At 64.3% G+C, this 16,551-nt stretch carries 18 protein-coding genes; 4 read left to right on the top strand and 14 right to left on the bottom strand.

All coding sequences use genetic code 11. The features are described 5' to 3' along the window. Positions 1-51 precede the first annotated feature (51 nt). Complete coding sequence (locus DT070_RS17455; protein ID WP_122956541.1) at positions 52-705, bottom strand: NADPH-dependent F420 reductase; 654 nt, start codon at positions 703-705, stop codon at positions 52-54. Positions 706-866: 161 nt separating this feature from the next. On the opposite strand from DT070_RS17455, the gene DT070_RS17450 reads away from it, so the two are divergent. Both DT070_RS17450 and DT070_RS17445 read left to right on the top strand, forming a co-directional pair. Next, positions 867-1,796, top strand: coding sequence for a LysR family transcriptional regulator (locus tag DT070_RS17450; protein ID WP_122956540.1), 930 nt, complete (start codon positions 867-869; stop codon positions 1,794-1,796). Positions 1,797-1,914: 118 nt separating this feature from the next. Further along, entirely contained in the window at positions 1,915-2,832 is a 918-nt protein-coding gene (locus DT070_RS17445) for a ketopantoate reductase family protein (RefSeq protein ID WP_122956539.1), read from the top strand. A 22-nt stretch (positions 2,833-2,854) separates the two neighbouring features. Here the strand turns inward: DT070_RS17445 and DT070_RS17440 are convergent, their stop codons facing one another. Then, a complete protein-coding gene (locus DT070_RS17440) occupies positions 2,855-3,349 on the bottom strand; it encodes a hypothetical protein (protein ID WP_153976342.1) in 495 nt (164 codons plus the stop codon). Positions 3,350-3,914: 565 nt separating this feature from the next. Here DT070_RS17440 and DT070_RS17435 point away from each other — a divergent pair. Together DT070_RS17435 and DT070_RS17430 are read left to right on the top strand one after the other, a co-directional pair. Continuing rightward, entirely contained in the window at positions 3,915-4,589 is a 675-nt protein-coding gene (locus DT070_RS17435; protein WP_122956537.1) for a Crp/Fnr family transcriptional regulator, read from the top strand. A 212-nt stretch (positions 4,590-4,801) separates the two neighbouring features. After that, the gene (locus DT070_RS17430) at positions 4,802-5,224 is read left to right on the top strand and encodes a hypothetical protein (RefSeq protein WP_122956536.1); all 423 of its coding nucleotides are present in this window, start codon (positions 4,802-4,804) and stop codon (positions 5,222-5,224) included. Positions 5,225-5,269: 45 nt separating this feature from the next. Here the strand turns inward: DT070_RS17430 and DT070_RS17425 are convergent, their stop codons facing one another. From DT070_RS17425 to DT070_RS17365, 12 genes are all read right to left on the bottom strand, one after another. Further along, the gene (locus DT070_RS17425; protein WP_122956535.1) at positions 5,270-6,358 is read right to left on the bottom strand and encodes a tripartite tricarboxylate transporter substrate binding protein; all 1,089 of its coding nucleotides are present in this window, start codon (positions 6,356-6,358) and stop codon (positions 5,270-5,272) included. A gap of 605 nt (positions 6,359-6,963) precedes the next feature. After that, positions 6,964-7,431 (bottom strand): EVE domain-containing protein, encoded by a 468-nt coding sequence (locus DT070_RS17415; RefSeq protein ID WP_122956534.1) that lies wholly within the window; start codon positions 7,429-7,431, stop codon positions 6,964-6,966. After that, a complete protein-coding gene (locus DT070_RS17410) occupies positions 7,428-9,713 on the bottom strand; it encodes a PAS domain-containing protein (protein WP_122956533.1) in 2,286 nt (761 codons plus the stop codon). The genes DT070_RS17415 and DT070_RS17410 overlap by 4 nt, the downstream gene beginning before the upstream one ends. 221 nt (positions 9,714-9,934) lie before the next feature. Then, positions 9,935-10,711, bottom strand: a complete 777-nt coding sequence (locus DT070_RS17405) for a M23 family metallopeptidase (RefSeq protein WP_228778458.1) — start codon at positions 10,709-10,711, stop codon at positions 9,935-9,937. Next, positions 10,711-11,757: a L,D-transpeptidase gene (locus tag DT070_RS17400; protein WP_122956532.1), complete on the bottom strand. Its 1,047-nt coding sequence runs from the start codon at positions 11,755-11,757 to the stop codon at positions 10,711-10,713. Before DT070_RS17400 ends, DT070_RS17405 begins: the two co-directional genes overlap by 1 nt. A gap of 117 nt (positions 11,758-11,874) precedes the next feature. Beyond that, positions 11,875-12,546 (bottom strand): alpha/beta family hydrolase, encoded by a 672-nt coding sequence (locus DT070_RS17395; RefSeq protein WP_122956531.1) that lies wholly within the window; start codon positions 12,544-12,546, stop codon positions 11,875-11,877. Between the two features lie 2 nt (positions 12,547-12,548). Continuing rightward, positions 12,549-12,815, bottom strand: a complete 267-nt coding sequence (locus tag DT070_RS17390) for a YkvA family protein (protein ID WP_122956530.1) — start codon at positions 12,813-12,815, stop codon at positions 12,549-12,551. Between the two features lie 106 nt (positions 12,816-12,921). Continuing rightward, a complete protein-coding gene (locus DT070_RS17385) occupies positions 12,922-13,155 on the bottom strand; it encodes a hypothetical protein (RefSeq protein WP_122956529.1) in 234 nt (77 codons plus the stop codon). Between the two features lie 46 nt (positions 13,156-13,201). Further along, positions 13,202-13,411: a hypothetical protein gene (locus tag DT070_RS17380; RefSeq protein ID WP_122956528.1), complete on the bottom strand. Its 210-nt coding sequence runs from the start codon at positions 13,409-13,411 to the stop codon at positions 13,202-13,204. After that, a complete protein-coding gene (locus tag DT070_RS17375; protein ID WP_122956527.1) occupies positions 13,408-14,241 on the bottom strand; it encodes an alpha/beta fold hydrolase in 834 nt (277 codons plus the stop codon). The genes DT070_RS17380 and DT070_RS17375 overlap by 4 nt, the downstream gene beginning before the upstream one ends. A gap of 12 nt (positions 14,242-14,253) precedes the next feature. Further along, entirely contained in the window at positions 14,254-15,546 is a 1,293-nt protein-coding gene (locus DT070_RS17370; protein ID WP_122956526.1) for an amidohydrolase family protein, read from the bottom strand. Between the two features lie 25 nt (positions 15,547-15,571). Beyond that, complete coding sequence (locus tag DT070_RS17365; RefSeq protein WP_122956525.1) at positions 15,572-16,513, bottom strand: ABC transporter permease; 942 nt, start codon at positions 16,511-16,513, stop codon at positions 15,572-15,574. Positions 16,514-16,551: the final 38 nt, after the last annotated feature.

Raw genomic sequence — 16,551 nt, 5'->3', positions numbered from 1 at the left:
TATCAGCCTGGCTGCCCCGGGCGTAACCGCGGGGCAGCTCGCCACAGCACGTCAGCCGAACTGCACCAGATTCAAAATCGGCAGCGGGCCGCCCGGAAACTGCGCCAGGCGCGCACCGACAGACAAGGCACCCAGATCGATCCCCGCAAACCCGAGCCGGCCGATCAGCGCGGCCACGGTGGCTTTGGCGGCCGCGTCGTCGCCTGAATAAAAGAGGATGCGCTTGCCGCCCTTGTCGGCCGGATCGGTGGCCAGCAGCGCGGCGGCCAGGTGGTTAAAGGCCTTGACCACGCGTGCGCCGGGCACCAGATCCGTCACGATCTCGCTGGAGAGGCGGCCGTTCAGTTCGGCGGGCTTGAAGAGCGGCGCTTCGATCGGGTTGTTGGTGTCGATGACGATGCGCCCGCCGAAGTCGGGCAGGCCGGCCAGCGCGGCAGGCAATTTGCCCCAGTTGACGGCGACAAAGACGATGTCTTTGGCGGCGGCTTCTTCGCGGGTGCCGGGCTGTATGGTCGGGCCCAGCTCGCGCACCAGGTCTTTCAGCGAATCGGGGCCGCGGCTGTTGGAGAGCGTGGCCTGGATGCCATGGCGGGCCAGGACTTTGGCGACGGCCGAGCCGATGGCGCCTGAGCCGATGATGCCGATGCTGGGGGTGGTAGAGGTGATAGCGGTGATAGCGGTGGTTGGGGTAGTTGCGGTAGTCATAAATTCTTTCCTTGGGTGGTTGGTAAGTTGCCGATCAGTGCTCAATCGCTGCTGATGGGGTGAATGATGGGATTTGCATTGCCTTTTGATAAGCCAGTAATTCCTTGAATCATCTTCAAGCATTGATTGAAGAAATGCCCGAACGGCCCTAACATCGGCCCATGGAAACCCTGGCCAACCTCGAATCCTTTGTCCGCAGCGCCGAAGGCCGCAGCTTCTCGGCAGCCGCACGGCACCTGGCGCTGACGCCCGCCGCCGTCAGCCGCAACGTCGCCATGCTGGAGCGCAACATCGGCGTGCGCCTGTTCCAGCGCTCCACCCGCAAGCTCACGCTGACGGAGGCCGGCGAGCGCTTTCTCGCATCGATTGGCGGCAACCTCGACGCGCTGCAGTCGGCAATTGCGGCGGTGGCGAGCGACACCGGCGCGCCGGCCGGGCCGCTCAAGGTCAGCATGTCGCCCACCTTTGGCATCGAATACATCGTGCCGCTGTTGCCCGATTTTCTGGCGCGCTACCCGCTGCTTCGGCCCGACTGGCATTTTGAAAACCGCCCGGTCGATTTGATCGCCGAGGGTTATGACGCGGCCATAGGCGGCGGCTTTGCGCTCTCGCCGGGCGTGGTCTCGCGCCCGCTGGCGCCCATGCACCTGGTCGCCGTCGCGTCCCCCGCCTTGATGGCCGGCCGGCCCGCACCCACGGATCCGGCGGGCCTGGCGGCGCTGCCCGGCATCGTCATGCGCTCCAGCGCCAGCGGCCGTGTGCGCCAGTGGGTGATGCGCGACGCTGCCGGCGCTGAAATGGCGGCGGGCACGAGCGAGTCTGTCGTGCTGAACGACCCGACCGCCATGCGCGCCGCCGCGCTCATGGGCCTGGGCGTGACGCTGATCGCCGTGCCCGACGTGCTGCCGCAGCTTGAGCGCGGCGAGCTGGTGCGCGTGCTGCCGCAGTGGTATGTGGATGCCGGCGCGATCTCGGTGTATTACCCCACGCGCAGCCAGATGCCGGCCAGGACCCGCGCCTTCATTGACTTTGTGGCCGAGGCGTTTGAGCGCGGGCAATTGAGCCGGCGCTTTGCAGGCAGCCTGGGATAGGGCGCCGGCAGCGATTTGACGGGCTTGCGGGCGTCGCCAGCAAACATCGCGCACTTCACCCACAATCCGGGTCTTTGCATCTCCCTTGAATCACTTTTGCGCAAGCTGAAGGCTCTTCATGACCACCCAATTCCCCCACCTCAAAGTCGCCGTGATGGGCGCAGGCGCCGTCGGTTGTTATTTCGGCGGCATGCTGGCCCGCGCCGGGCACGACGTTGTGCTGATCGCCCGGCCGCGGCATGTCGACGCGATTGAAGAGAGCGGCCTGCACATGGAAACGCGCACCTTCGACGAACACGTGCGCCTGGCCGCCAGCAGCGAGCCCAGCGCGGTGCAAGGCGCGCAACTGGTGCTGTTCTGCGTGAAGTCCACCGACACCGAATCGGCCGGCGCGCTGATCCGCCCGCACCTGGCGCCCGGTGCTCTGGTGCTGTGCCTGCAAAACGGGGTCGACAACGCCGACCGCCTGCGCGCCGTGCTGCCCGGGCATGCAGTGGCAGCCGCCGTCGTATACGTCGCCACCGAAATGGCCGGCCCCGGCCACCTCAAACACCACGGCCGCGGCGACCTGGTGATTGAGCCTTCCGCCCTGAGCGACACCGTGGCGCAGGCTCTGATTGCCGCCGGCGTTCCGACAGAAGTGTCGGGCAACGTGCGCGGCGCACTCTGGGCCAAGCTGATCCTCAACAGCGCTTACAACGCCGTCTCGGCCATCGCGCAGCTGCCCTACGGCAAAACCGTGCAGGGCGTCGGCGTCACGGACGTGATGCGCGATGTGGTCGCCGAATGCCTGGCCGTGGCCAAAGCCGAAGGCGTCGAGGTGGCAGGCGACGTGCACGCCGCCGTCGACAAACTTGCCGGCAGCATGCCCAACCAGTACGCCTCCACCGCACAGGACCTGGCCCGCGGCAAACCCACCGAGATCGACTACCTCAACGGCCTGATCGTCAAGCGCGGCGATGCGCTGGGCGTGCCGGTGCCGGCGAACCGGGTGTTGTGGTCGCTGGTGAAGTTGCTCGAGAGCAAGAACGCTTAGCGGCTGCGCAGAGGCCGCCGCGCTAGCGGTTGCCACCAAACTCCGCCAGCAGCGGCGGCAGCGCCTTGTCGGCCGCCTGAAGCTGTTCGGGGCTGAACTGGGACAGCAAGACCTGTGCGGTGGCGTCGAGTGTTGCCAGGACGTTGGAGCGCCTTTGCGCATCACCCAGCAGCTGATCGAAAGCGTCTTTTGCCGTTTGCTCGTCGACCACCCGTTGATCTGGCGACCCGCTGGTGGCCATGTCAAGGAAGCGGCCCCGAAAATTCTCCCAGGCAGGGCCTTGCTCTTTCGTGATCAGCAGTTGGACCCGCAGGTCATACAGCCTGCGGCTGACCTGTTCCCAGCGTGTCTGGGGGCGCTGCGAGGCGGGGCCTCCCATCTGGGCCTGCGCGCCCCGTTGGCGCTGGCCGCCGCCAAACTGGGCATGGCTGCTGCAGGCCACGCCCAACAGGAAAAGGGCGCCGGCCCCCATTCGCCAGCCTGAAAAAGCGCTGCCTGCCGCCAATGAAAATTGCATGTCTTCTCCCGGTTTTTTACGCGCAGCCATCTGCGCCCGGAACATTTCAAGGCGGGCAAACGTCGGGCATGTAGTGGCGCGGTAAAGCGGGCGTAAACCGAGGTCAAAAGCTGCGAACTTTACGTTCCAAGGCTTCTTGCGGCGGCCTCATAAGGTGATGGCTCAAGCACGCAGCAACTTGATCATTGCCGCCCATCATCAACCCACGACCAATCTCGGCAAGTCGCTCAACAAGGCTTTGGCGCCACTGGCGGATTGGGGAGACCGCCGTGCCCAACGCTAGCTTGAGGGGCCGGGCGCAAGGCCTACACGGACAGGCGATGAAACCGGTCTTGCCGCTGTGCGCTGCCGCACATACGCCTCGCCGCCCGCTTCGTATGCTGGGACCAGAGCTTATTCAGATGCAGATCGTCCGCAGTTGAAGACAGGCCCATCACATGGTTTCCCATTGCCGCTATCTCCTCCCAAAACATCGAAGCCCCGGGCTTCTTCCCCGCAGGCTTCGCATCACAAACCCGTCGTTGCCAGCGCGAGTGAAATCAAGCTCAACCGTCTGCTCGCCGCGTTGCCCGACGAGGAGCTAAAGCGCTGGCTGCCTCAGCTTGAAGTGTTTGACATGCCGCTGGGCAGGGTGTTGTACGAGTCCGGAACCACCGGAGGCTACGTTTACTTTCCGACGTCTTCCATCGTGTCTTTGCTGTACGTGATGAAAAACGGCGACTCGGCCGAGATTGCGGTGGTCGGCCATGAGGGCCTTGTCGGCATTTCGCTGTTTCTCGGTGGCAACGCAACGCCCAGCCGGGCGGTGGTGCAAAGCGCCGGCACGGACTTTCGCATGAAAGCCCAGTTCATAAAGGACGAGTTCGGCAAGGGTGGCCCCGCCATGCATTTACTGCTGCGCTATACCCAGGCCTTGATCACACAGATGTCGCAAACAGCGGTCTGCAACCGCCACCACTCGCTGGACGAGCAACTGTGCCGGTGGCTGCTGCTCAGCCTGGACCGCCTGCCGGGCAATGAACTTGTCATGACCCAGGAATTGATCGCTAACATGCTGGGCGTGCGACGCGTCGGCGTGACCGAAGCGGCGCTCAAGGTGCAGGACGCCGGGTTGATTCGGTACTCTCGCGGCCGCATCCAGGTACTGGACCGCCTGGGCCTGGAAAAGCGCTCCTGCGAGTGCTATCAGGTTGTCAAGGACGAATACGACCGCCTGTTGCCGGCGCAGATGGCCGCATAAGCAGTGCGCATGGCCATGCTTTCCGGGCGGCAGGGCAGCCCCGCAGGGTAAAGAAAGCGGTTTCGCACGATTTTCTTGCGCTGTGTTCGTTAACGGACCGACTGCGCTTGCCCGCCTTTCTATAAACAGGGTATGGCCATAGCGACCGAGCCTCGCCCGCATGCGCGCGTGACCGTCGCTGCAACGCCCTGCAGTTTTATGGAGGTGCCCCGATGAAACATCCAAGCCCCTTGCCCGGGATCAAGGCCCGAAGCGCCGCTTACGAAGCGATGAAGTCTCTCGGCTTCGTCAATCTCAATCGCCTTTTTGAATCGCGTAGCCGCCAATCCGGTGCGCCCGTGCAGGCGGGGTCGGGGGAGGCTGAAGCTGAAGCGCTTCAAGGCCGCAGCGGCGCGCAGCCATTGCTTCGCGCCTTGCGGGGCGACCCGCCAGACCCGCGCCTGATTCAAGCGGAAGACTGGGACATGATGTTTCGCGCTATCCAGGCGCGGTTGGTCACGGCGGTGGGTGACCGCCCGGATTCAGCCCGCGCGCCGGCAGCGGGCGACGCGGCCGGCCATACCCAGGTTACCGTGCTGGAGTGCGTGCACGCCATGGGCCAGTTGCACGCCGCGTTGAAGCTGCAACGGCCGTAGCAGCCGGGCATGTCGCGTTCTGCGAAGCCCGGCCACTGCAGCCGCTCAGCTGTCAGCCCGGATGCCGCGCAGCATGATGATGCCGCCCAGGTTGCGCGTGTCGGCGCGCATGCGGGTGCGCAGGCCTTCGGCGGTGGAGGGCGCTGGTTGCCAGCCCACGGTGATCAGGCGCTGGCGTGTCTCGCTGGTCTTGAGCACCTCGATCACGGCGGCGCCCAGCTTGTCGCGCACCGGGGCGGGCAGCGATGCGGGGCCGGCCAGCGCGGTGAACAGTTCCATATCCGCGCCCATGATGCCGACTTCGCGCAGCGTGGGCAGCTCGGACGCCAGCATGCTGCGTTGGTCCGAGGTGACGCCTATTGCTTTCATCTTGCCGGCCTTGACCTGCTGCATCGCCAGGCCCGGCGGCAGCAAGGCGGCCTGCAACTGGCCGCCCAGCATGGCGGTGATGATTTGCGGGTTGCCGGGGTAGGGCACATGCATCACGCCCAGGCCGCCGCTGCGGCTTTTGATCAGCTCCATGCCCAGGTGGCCGGGCGTGCCCGCGCCGGGTGAGCCGTAGTTGGCCTTGTCGCCCTGGTTGCGCAGCCAGGTCAGCCACTCTTGCGGCGTGCTGCCCAGCGCGAAATTGCTGACCACCAGCACCATGGGCGTGGTGCCGATCAAGGCAATGGGCGCCAGGTCAACGGCGGGGTCGTAAGAGGCCATCGGGTTGAGCAGCTTGGCGATGGTGAGCTGGCTGTTGTTCATGACACCGAAGGTGTGCAGGTCGGTCGCCTTGGCGACCTGGTCGGCGGCGATGGTGCCGGATGCACCGGCCTTGTTCTCCACCACCACGGGCTGGCCCAGCGACTTGGACAACTGCTCACTGATGGCGCGAGCCGACAAGTCCTGTACCGAGCCCGGCGGAAAGCCGATCAGCAGGCGAATGGGTTTGGTCGGCCAGTCGAGCGCAACGGGAGCAGCGGCGGCAGCAGCGGGGCGCGTAGCCGCTGCTTTGGCAGCAGGCGCCGGCGCGACCTTGCCGCTGGCGGTATTGCCTTGCGGCGCTTGCGCAAATGCGCTGCTGCCGGTTAGCGCTAACAGGGCCGCTTGCAGGATGTGCGCGCGCCGTGAGAGATGGATCCGCTTCATGAGATGTCCTTTTTTTGAAAGTAGAAAAACCGCAGTTGCCTGAGAGCAGGGTGTTGCGGCTTCCATCTGCGGGTGTGTGGCGCGGGTGATGCGGGAGCCCTCCCGCTCCGCGCATCCTGCGCTCCCCTCCTGGCTGTCCGCCCCTGTCTATGGAGGCCATTCTGTGGAGCGTGTATGGCGGTGGCAACCCTGTCAGGGATGACAGGGTTGCGGGATGTAAGGCAGGTAAACGGAGATGAGCGGTGTGCCCGGCAGGTGCGCTGAACCACCAGGAACATCGCCGCAATGGCGTGGGCACGCGGTGTATGCAGGCTTTGCGCTTTTTTGTCAGAGATAACAGCGAAGCCGGAGGCCAATTTGCGGCTGTTGCGCGGTTGAAACTTTGGGCGCGATTGGTTTTTTCGCGCCTTAAGCCATTGGTTATCTGCCGCGAAAGCGCATGAAGAACTAATGCTTAGCGCGCAAAACGTTTGCGGTAATCACGCAAGGAAGTCCCGCTGACACCGGGCCAAAATTTTTACGAAATCCGCAACGACATCCACACCGTGGCCCGCCATGACAGCATCACGCAGCCGGTGAAGTGTCTGGTGCTGGGCAACAAGTCCCTAGCCCTTGGCCAACAGCCTGGTAATCAGCCGCCAGTGCTGCGGCTCCACCGGCGTGATCGACAGCCGGTTGCCCTTGCGCAGGATCACCAGGTCTTCCAGGTCCTTGTTGGCCCGCAGCTCCGGCAGGGCAAGGTTGCGCGTCTTCTTCAACACCTTCACATCCACCAGCTGCCAGCGCGGCTCTTCCGGTTTGGATTTGGCGTCGTAGTAATGCGATTTCGGGTCGAACTGCGTGGGGTCGGGGTAGGCGGTAGACGCCACCTCCGCAATGCCGACAATCCCCGGCTCCGCACAACTGGAGTGATAGAACAGCACGCCATCACCCACACGCATGCCGTCCCGCATGAAGTTGCGCGCCTGGTAGTTGCGCACACCTACCCAGGGCACGGTGGATTTTTTCGCCGCGAGCGCGTCGTCAACCGAGCACTCTTCGGGTTCGGATTTCATGAGCCAGTAGTTCGTCATGCTGTCAACTCCACCGGTTTGGGGCTTTCAATGTCTGCCAGCAACTGCTGCAACGCGTCGATTTCCGCAGGCTTGAGCAAATGGTGGTTGAAGCCGGCCTCTTTGGCGCGCTGGAGGTCGTCCTCCTGGCCCCAGCCTGTCAGGGCGACCAGTATGGCAGGGTGCTCCGCAAAACGGCTTCGGATAGCCCGCGCCACTTCATACCCGTTCATGCCGGGCATGCCGATGTCCAGCAGCACAACAGAGGGCCTGTAGTCGGCAAAGACTTCCAGCGCCTGGGCGCCGTCGCGCGCTACGCGCACCTCAGCCCCGAGCATGTCCAGCACCACGGCCAGCGTATCGCCCGCATCCACGTTGTCGTCGACCACCAGCACCCGTGTCTTGTCCAGACGGACGTCGTGGTCGGAATTTTCCTGCGCACCGCTACTGTCCGCGTGCGCCAGCGGCAGGCAGATGGTGAACTCCGTCCCCTTGCCCAGGCCTTCGCTGCGTGCCTCCAGCGTTCCCTGGTGCATTTCCGTGAGGCGGCGCGCGAGTGCCAGCCCGATGCCCAGCCCACCCTGGTTGCGGGCGCTGTCGCGGTTGCCGCGGCTGAACATCTCAAACATGTGCGGGATCGCGGCCGGTTCGATGCCGATGCCTGTGTCCCTGACGCTGATACACACCTTGTCGTCCTGGCGCTCTACGGTCAAGGTGATGGTTCCACCTGCATCCGTGTAGCTGGCGGCGTTGTTCAGCAGGTTGGAGATTACCTGGGCCAGCCTTACGGCATCGCCCACCAGCCAAAGCGGCTCCAGCGGCACATCCAACAGCAGTTGATGGCCTGCCGACTGGATCAGCGGGTTGCTGGTCTCGACCGCAGTTTTGACCAGCGCGGCCAGTTCGACGCGTTCGCTGCGCAGCGACAGCACACCACGGCTGATGCGCGACACCTCCAGCAGGTCATCCACCAGGCGAACCATGTGGTTGACCTGGCGCTCCATCACCCCATTGATTTTGGCCAGCTTGTCCCCCTCCAGGTCACCGCGGCGCAGAAGGGAAATCGCGCTGCGCAGGGGGGCCAGGGGGTTGCGCAGTTCGTGCGACAGCGTGGCCAGGAAATCATCTTTTGCACGGTCCGATGCCGCCAGCCGCGTGGCCTGCTCCTGGATCGACTGCTCGGCTGCCTGCCGGTCGGTGATGTCGCGCGTGGTGCCGGCCACGGCCACCACTTCACCAGCGGCATCAAACACCGGCGCAAAGATGTAGTCGTACATGCGGGTGCCCGTGGTGCCGGTAAAGGGAATTTCGCCGCGTATGGGCGCACGGGTTTGAATGACCTGGTCCAGCTCCCGGTCGTGCATGTCGGCGTGCCACTGTTCGTAGCCCAGGTCCATCCACGTCTTGCCGCGCACCTCCGTCACGCCCCAGGTCTTGAGCAGGGCATCGTTGGCATACAGCGCCCGGTGGTCCAGGTCGAACACGTACACAAAATCGGGCGTGCTGTTCAGCGCAGTTTCGTAAATGCGCCGCTGCCTTTCGGATTCCGCCAAGACCTGGTCGCGGTCAGCCAGCAGGCTTCGCTGTGCGGTGACATCGCGGAAATAGACCGCCATGCCTTCCGGCGCCGGAAAGGTGGTGACGTCGTACCAGCGTTCGTGGTCAGGATAGAACGCCGTGAAGGACGTTTTCTCCCGCTGCAGCATGGTCTGCTTGTACCTGTGCTCGAATTCGGTGCCTTCCATGCCGGGGTAGACGGCCCACAGCACCTTGCCCGTCAGCTCCCCAGGGGCCTTGTCCAGGATGCGGTATGCCTCGGCGTTGACGTAGTCGAAGCACCATTGGCGGTCCAGGGTGAAAAAACCTTCCGTGATACTTTCAAGAATGGCCACCGCATCGCGCTTGCCCTTGGCTGCGGCCACTTCAACGGTGAGGAGAAGGTATTCAACTTCGCCATGCGCATCGAGGACGGGCGCGTTCATCGCCGTCCAGTAGCGCTCCAGGAACTCCTCCTTGCCGGGCGCCCGCAGGTCGTAACGCTGGGGCGCCATCACGTGCGGCTTGCGCGTAGCCATTACTTCGCGCAGCGACGCATCCAGTTTTTGAACGCCATCGGCCCCGGGATCCTGCGGATTGTCGGGAAACACATCGAAAAGCTTGCGCCCGAAGATGGCCGGGGTGGTGTAGGTCACCGACAGGTATTCCTCACTCGCACCCACGATGGTGAAACCGTCATCCGGTTTCAGGACGAGGAAGAGCCCGGGCAGCGGGCCAAAGAGTCGCTGGATGTCTGAGTTGTTCACAGGCGGCGTTAAATGGTGGGCTGCAGGTTGACGGAATCAGGCGCCTGGAGCAACACTGGCAACCCGCCTTCGATTTTTGCGTTTGATTCTATAGAGGGGCGTGCAATCCGTGGGGTGTTTGGCCCGCTTGCGGCGGCGGTTTGGCACGGTTTGAGGCGGCGTCCTACAGGACGGCCCCTCCTCAGGTCCAGGCCGCCCACGGCGCGGCAGCATCAGGCGAGTCAGGGCTTCGGATCACGCCACACGAGATAGGGATTCAGCGGCGCGCCGCGCCACCACTGGCGCTCTGGCCCCAGCTTGAAGATTGCAAAGTGCAGGTGTGGCGCGTCGGGTGATGCATTGCCGGTGCTGCCGACATAGCCGATCACCTGGCCCTTGCGCAGGCTGGCGCCTTCAGTGATGCCGTCGGCGTAGCGGTCCAGGTGGGCGTAGTAGTAGGCGTAGTTGCTGCCCGGATCGAACTGGTAGATCGTGATGCCGCCGGGCTTGCTCAAGAACAGCTTGAGCACTTTGCCGTCTTCCACCGCCAGCACGGGTGTGCCGCGCGGCGCCATGATGTCGACGGCCTCATGCGGCGTGCCGGCGGCACGCGCCTGGCTGTAGGTGTCGGTGAGCTGGGCGGCGTTGACGCCCTGCACGGGCAGGGTCAGGGCGCGCTTGCGCAGCAGCGAGATGTCGGCCTCGCCGGTTACCGGGCCGGTAGGGGCGGCGGCATCTGCCGATGGGGTGTCGGGCGAGGTCGGTGCGACTTTTTCAATCAGGGCCGCCAGAGGGTCGCCTTGCTCTGCGGGTGGCGCGGTCGCGTTAGTGGCAGCAGCGGCAGCAGGCTGTGTGCCGGACGCAGCTGGAGTTTGTGCTGCAGTTTGTGTTGTGGGCAGCGGAGAAACCACCTGCGTGGTGGCCTCCATGCGGGTGCCGTACATCACACCCAGCGCCACCGCCAGGAGCGCTCCCAAGGCAAGCGCGGCGCGTTTCAAGACAGCCGTTGTGGAAGCCATCACGCCTTGACGTTGACCTTGAACCCGGCTTTTGCCAGGGTCGAGAGGCGCTCGGCGTCCCAGTTGGTCATGTGGATGCAGCCATTCGTTTCGGAGTGGCCCACGTTGGACGGGTTGGGTGTGCCGTGAATGCCCCAGTGCGGTTTGGTCAGGCCCAGCCAGATGCTGCCCACGGGGTTGTTGGGCCCGGCTGCGATGTCGACCTTTTGCGCGTCCTTGGGCGCAGTTTTGAGCAGCGCGGGGTTGTAGGTAAAGCCTGGGTTTTTCACCTCATTCTTGATGGCCATCATGCCCAGCGGCAGCGGGTCGTTCTTTTCATTGCCGATGCTGATGGGGAAACCCGCCACGAGCCGCTGCGCAGTGTCGAGCACATACAGCACGCGCTCGGACTTGTCGATTTCGATGGATGCCGCGCTCGTCGGCGTGGCACTGGCCGCCACATTGGGCACGGTGATCTGCTTGCCGGACTCGATGTTGCCGCGGTTGAGCTGTTTAAGGTAGGCGGGACTGGTATGAAATTTCTCGGACAGGGCTTCATCGACCGACTCATACACCAGCGCTTTCATTTTGGCGCGCTCGTCCATGGCGACCGGTGTTTTTTCAAATGGGCCGGCGGCGTCTTTTTCGGTCACGGTGTAGGTCGTCAACAGGGGCGCACCGTCCTTGCGCAGGGATGTCCAGGTCTCTGGCGTGACGGTGCCGGTGACCTTCAGGTCGTGCGCCGTCTGGTAGGCCTTGACCATGCGCTGCATGTTGGCGGCAAAGCGCCCATCGATCTCACCGCAGGAGAACCAGGCGCGGTCCAGCATGATTTGCGCGCGGGCCACTGCGGCGCCCTGGCTGCCGCTGCGCAACAGGGGGGCGTCGGTGGCGTTGTTAAAGGCTTCCATGTCGAAAGGGCCATCAGCAGCCTTGCCCTTGGGTTTGGCCGCCCAGGCGCTGTGGCTGGCCAGGCTCAGCCCGGTGAGGCACAAGGCCGCAACGAGCGTGCGGCGGGAGATTGGCGGACGCGCAAGGCGCAGGGATGAATGGGCATCGAGTGACATGACAGGGCTTTCGTAGTCGTGCCAGTCTGGTGGGACTCAGGCACATGGTCTGTCAGCAGCCACGCCTAACGGTGGTCAGGCTAAGGCTGCTATTTGCCCTGAAATGATGCTGCGGCGCTAGCGTTTTGCCATCCACGCGGCCATGGTGTCGAGGAGCTCCTCGCGCACCTGCGCATCGTTACGCCCTGAACGCACCAGCACGTGAAAAGCATGGTCGGCGCCCTCCACGATATGCAGGGTCGCCTTTTTGCCCAGGCTTGCCGTGGTCTGCGTGACGAGCGCCAGATCGGCGAGGGCGTCGCGCGTGCCTTGCAGAAAGAGCATGGGCAGCTTGACATCCGCCAGGTGCGCAGCGCGTTCGGTAGAGGGCTTGCCGGCGGGGTGCAGCGGAAAGCCCACCAGCACGATGCCTTTCACTCCGGGCAAGGGCCTAGCCGCTTGCGCTTGCGTGCTCATGCGGCCGCCGTAGGACTTGCCGCCGGCAAACAGCGGAACACCGGGCAGATGCCGCGCCGCTTCCTCGACCGCCGCCCGGATCGCCGCATGTGCAACGGCGGGAGCGTCCGCGCGTTTGGAGCCTTGTTCCATGAACGGGAAATTAAAGCGCAGGGTGGCGATGCCGCGTTCCGCGAGGCCCTGGGCGATGGCGTCCATGAAGGCGTGGTTCATGCCTGCACCTGCGCCGTGGGCAAACACATAACCAGCTTTGGCGTCGGCCGGCTTCTGCAGCAGGCCCGAAATGGCGCCGCCGGCGGGAAGCGCAATGGTCAGCGAAGTGGCGCGTGTCATGGCTAAGGTTTTGCCGCAGGATCGGCGATGCCTGGCGGCAGGCGATTGAGCAGCCAGCGGATCGCCAGCGGAACCAGCACCAGGTCGTCGGCAATGCCGATGATGGGCAGCATGTCCGGGATGAAGTCGATGGGTGAGAACAGGTAGAGCGCAATCGCAGCGGTGCCCCATTTCAGCCAGGCGGGCGCTTGGGGGTGGCGTAACGCGGTCCACAGCCGCCGCGCGTCGCCGCGTATCAGAACCCAGAGCAGGGTCAGGCGTTTGAACATGAAAGCTCCTTGCGTGAAGGTGCAACCCCGGCGGGCCGCTGGCATCCAGATGGCGCTGGTTTTCCGGGCTGCAAGAGCTCGAACAGGGCGTTACATCCGCAGCGAATCAGTGCGCCAGGTCGGCCACCAGCTTGTCTGCCGCTTGAACGGCCTCAGCGCGTGTGGGCCAGGTCCTGTCGCTGTCGTGCAAGGGCGGCAGCGATTCAACATGTATGACATCGATATACCAGGGGCCGTCAGGAAAATGGCAGAGCCGGGCCATGTAGTTGCGGCCGTTGGCGACGCCGGGTACGTATTCCTCAATCGGTTCCGGTTCGTCATCGGGTGCTTCGGGTTCCATCAGGTTTTCTCCAAATCCTGATTATCCGCAACCCGCCTGGACGCAGCTAAGCTTTGAGATCCACATTCAACGCCGCAAGCTTTTTGGCATAGGCATCCCGTCGTTTGGCGGCTTTTTCCGCTGTTTCGCTGGCCATCTGAATCGCCTTGGGGCCTTTACTTGCAACGGTTTTGACCAACCCGAATTTGTGGGCAGCCTCAGCCTCCGCTCTTTTGAAAGTGGCGATGAGTTCGGCATGGGCAGTGGATGACGTCATGGAGAATTTTTTCTGGCTGCGGCTTCGTCCAGAAACGCCGACAGTAGTTCAGCACACCGGGGTGCATGGCTGGTGATGAGGAAATGGCCTGCGCCGTCTACCGCAAAGTAGCGTACATCGGGCAGGCAAGCCCGCAAGGTCTCGGTGATTGCCACCATGGCCGGGTTGGCTTCGCCGCCACGCACCAGCAGCACGGGGATGTCCAGCGCAGCGCAGTCCCTGGCTGCCACTTCGGAAGTGACCGTGCGCCAGTCCAGCACATTCACGGCGGCCGTCTCGCGGCAGTAGGCCTTGACGGCGTCGGGCATGGCGGCAAAGACGCCGGGGCCGCCCCAGAAGTCGATGACACGAGCGGGGGCGTCCTGCTCGCCGGCGTTGACGGCAGCCTCAAAGGCCCGGCTCATGCGAAGCGTTTCGTCATACAGCCTGCCGCCATCGTGCTCGCGGATCAGGGGAATGGGGTTGGCCTCGAAAAGGCTCAGGCTGGCGATGTCAACGGTATGTGAAAGGGCAACGGCCAGCGCGACCGTGCCGCCAAAGGAATGGCCGACCAGGTGGACGGGTTGGCCGATGTGGCGGACCAGTTCGTGCACGATATGCACTTCATGTTCAATGCCGCAGTCTTGCAGGGTGCGCGAGTCAGTGGTGCCACCGTAGCCGGCGAGGCTGGTGGTCACGATGCGGTAGCCCGGGTTGAGGTGACGCTGCACCTGGCGCCAGGCGGCGGTGGTGCTGTAGGAGCCGGGCAGGAACAGCACGGCCGGGCCGGCGCCGGATTCAACGTAGTCGATACTCCGTTCTTTTTGTGCGCCGGTCTTCACCTTCAGCATGCTTGTCTCCTGTTATGCGCCGGTGTTGCCAGTCTGAAAAGTCACCCGTTCTGGCCGTCCCGGGGTATGGAGCTTGGCAGCGACTTCCGGCGTCTCGGCCAGAAGTTTGCCGTTTCTCCACACCTTCAAGCGGTTCGCCCGCAGCCGGATCGCTTCAGCCGGGTCCCGCGCCTGCAGCAGCACAAAGCTCGCGTCGCAGCCAACATCCAGTCCATAGCCTTTGAGGTGCATCACTTTGGCGCCGTGGGTCGTCACCGCCTCAAAACACTGGCGTATCCCTTTCTGACTGGTCATCTGCGCCACGTGCATGCCCATGTGCGCGACCTCCAGCAGGTCGGCGCTGCCCATGCCGTACCAGGGGTCCATCACGCAGTCGTTGCCGAAGGCGACTGTCACGCCTGCCGCCATGAGCTCAGGCACACGGGTCATGCCGCGGCGTTTGGGGTAGGTGTCGTGGCGGCCTTGCAGGGTGATGTTGATGAGCGGGTTGGCGATGACACTGACGCCGCTCTCGGCAATCAACGGCAGCAGCTTGCTGACGTAGTAGTTGTCCATGCTGTGCATGGAGGTGCAATGCGAGCCGCTGGCGCGGCCTTGCAGGCCCAGGCGCTGGGCTTCAAACGACAGCGTTTCAATGTGGCGGGAGAGCGGGTCGTCGGATTCGTCGCAGTGCATGTCGACCAGCAGGCCGCGTTTGGCGGCGATTTCGCAGAGCAGCTTGACGCTGGCGGCGCCCTCGGCCATGGTGCGTTCAAAGTGGGGGATGCCGCCGACCACGTCGACGCCTTTGTCGAGTGCGCGCTTCAAATTCTCCACGCCGCCCTTGGATCGCAACACGCCGTCTTGCGGGAAGGCGACCAGTTGCAGGTCGATGTAGGGCGCCACCTGTTTCTTCACTTCGAGCAAGGCGTCTACCGCCAGCAGGCTGGCGTCGCTGGTATCGACATGGCTGCGAATGGCCAGCAGGCCCCGGGCAACGGCCCAGTCGCAGTAGGTGAGGGCGCGTTCGACCAATGCTTCGGCTGTCAGCAGCGGTTTGAGCTCGCCCCACAGTGCGATGCCTTCCAGCAGCGTGCCGCTTTCGTTGACGCGCGGCAGGCCGTAGCTGAGCGTGGCGTCCATGTGGAAGTGCGGGTCGACGAAGGGTGGGCTGAGCAGGTAGCCGCCGGCGTCTACCGTTTCACGGGCTTTTGCGCCGGCAATGGGGCCTTCGCTGACCTGGACGATCTTGCCGTCTTGCACGGCGATGGAGATATGGCTGCGGCCATCGGGGAGGGTGGCGTTGTGGATCAGCAGGTCGAGCATCTTGGGGACTCCTGGCAAGGCAAGCCTAACGCTCGCCTTTTCGATACGGTTTCATCAGCGCCTGAGGATACGCCGCCTTGCGCGCCACCAGCACCAGCGCGAGGATGGAAAGGGCGTAGGGCAGCATCAAATACACCTGGTACGGGACATTCACGATGCCCGAGGTTTGCAGGCGCAGCTGCAGTGCGTCAAAAAACGCAAACAGCAACGCGCCCAGCAGCGCCTTGCCGGGCCGCCAGGAGGCAAAGACCACCAGCGCCACACAGACCCAGCCGCGGCCGTTGACCATGTTGAAGAAAAAGGCGTTGAAGGCCGAGAGCGTGAGGAAGGAGCCCGCCACGCCCATCAGCGCGGAGCCGGCCACGATGGCGGCGGTGCGTGTGGCCGCGACCGAGACGCCCTGGCCTTCGGCGGCCTGGGGGTTTTCGCCGACCATGCGGATCGCCAGGCCGGCCGGTGTGCGGTAAAGCAGCCAGGCGATGAGTGGCACCAGCAGCAGGGCGAACAGCGTGAGCGGGGTTTGCGCGGCCAGCACGCTCAGGCCCCCGCCCAATAAATCGTCCAGCCACTGCATGGGTGCAAAAGGCGAGACGGTGGGCGGCGTGTCGACTTTGGGGAAACTCACGCGGTAGCCGTAGTAGCTGAGCGAGGTGGCCAGCAGCGTGATGCCCAGCCCGGCCACATGCTGCGACAGCGCCAGGCCCACCGTGAGAAAGGCGTGCAACAGGCCAAACACCGCGCCGGTGAGTGCCGCTACCCCTACGCCCACCCACAAGGGCGCGCCGCCATACACCGCCAGCCAGCCGCTGAAGGCGCCGGCGACCATGATGCCCTCGATGCCCAGGTTAAGCACGCCGGCGCGCTCGCACAGCAGCACACCCAGCGTGCCGAGGATGAGCGGCGTGGCGATGCGGAGCACGGCGATCCAGAAGGGTGCGGCGGCGAGAATATCGAACATTTCTGTCACGGCATCACTCCGGCACAGCAAGGTGAATTGCTATCAAA

Origin of the sequence: Polaromonas sp. SP1 (genome assembly GCF_003711205.1) — a bacterium.
Classification (GTDB): Bacteria; Pseudomonadota; Gammaproteobacteria; order Burkholderiales; family Burkholderiaceae_C; genus Polaromonas.
This window is presented reverse-complemented; position numbering and strand designations above follow the sequence as displayed.

Excerpts from the sequence above, each read along its gene's own strand:
- DT070_RS17390 (WP_122956530.1), bottom strand. The coding sequence starts at position 12,815 with ATGTTCAAACGCCTGACCCTGCTCTGGGTTCTGATACGCGGCGACGCG.
- DT070_RS17400 (WP_122956532.1), bottom strand. The coding sequence starts at position 11,757 with ATGTCACTCGATGCCCATTCATCCCTGCGCCTTGCGCGTCCGCCAATC.
- DT070_RS17445 (WP_122956539.1), top strand. The coding sequence starts at position 1,915 with ATGACCACCCAATTCCCCCACCTCAAAGTCGCCGTGATGGGCGCAGGC.
- DT070_RS17380 (WP_122956528.1), bottom strand. The coding sequence starts at position 13,411 with ATGACGTCATCCACTGCCCATGCCGAACTCATCGCCACTTTCAAAAGA.
- DT070_RS17385 (WP_122956529.1), bottom strand. The coding sequence starts at position 13,155 with ATGGAACCCGAAGCACCCGATGACGAACCGGAACCGATTGAGGAATAC.
- DT070_RS17425 (WP_122956535.1), bottom strand. The coding sequence starts at position 6,358 with ATGAAGCGGATCCATCTCTCACGGCGCGCGCACATCCTGCAAGCGGCC.
- DT070_RS17395 (WP_122956531.1), bottom strand. The coding sequence starts at position 12,546 with ATGACACGCGCCACTTCGCTGACCATTGCGCTTCCCGCCGGCGGCGCC.
- DT070_RS17430 (WP_122956536.1), top strand. The coding sequence starts at position 4,802 with ATGAAACATCCAAGCCCCTTGCCCGGGATCAAGGCCCGAAGCGCCGCT.
- DT070_RS17440 (WP_153976342.1), bottom strand. The coding sequence starts at position 3,349 with ATGCAATTTTCATTGGCGGCAGGCAGCGCTTTTTCAGGCTGGCGAATG.
- DT070_RS17450 (WP_122956540.1), top strand. The coding sequence starts at position 867 with ATGGAAACCCTGGCCAACCTCGAATCCTTTGTCCGCAGCGCCGAAGGC.
- DT070_RS17375 (WP_122956527.1), bottom strand. The coding sequence starts at position 14,241 with ATGCTGAAGGTGAAGACCGGCGCACAAAAAGAACGGAGTATCGACTAC.
- DT070_RS17370 (WP_122956526.1), bottom strand. The coding sequence starts at position 15,546 with ATGCTCGACCTGCTGATCCACAACGCCACCCTCCCCGATGGCCGCAGC.
- DT070_RS17405 (WP_228778458.1), bottom strand. The coding sequence starts at position 10,711 with ATGGCTTCCACAACGGCTGTCTTGAAACGCGCCGCGCTTGCCTTGGGA.
- DT070_RS17455 (WP_122956541.1), bottom strand. The coding sequence starts at position 705 with ATGACTACCGCAACTACCCCAACCACCGCTATCACCGCTATCACCTCT.
- DT070_RS17415 (WP_122956534.1), bottom strand. The coding sequence starts at position 7,431 with ATGACGAACTACTGGCTCATGAAATCCGAACCCGAAGAGTGCTCGGTT.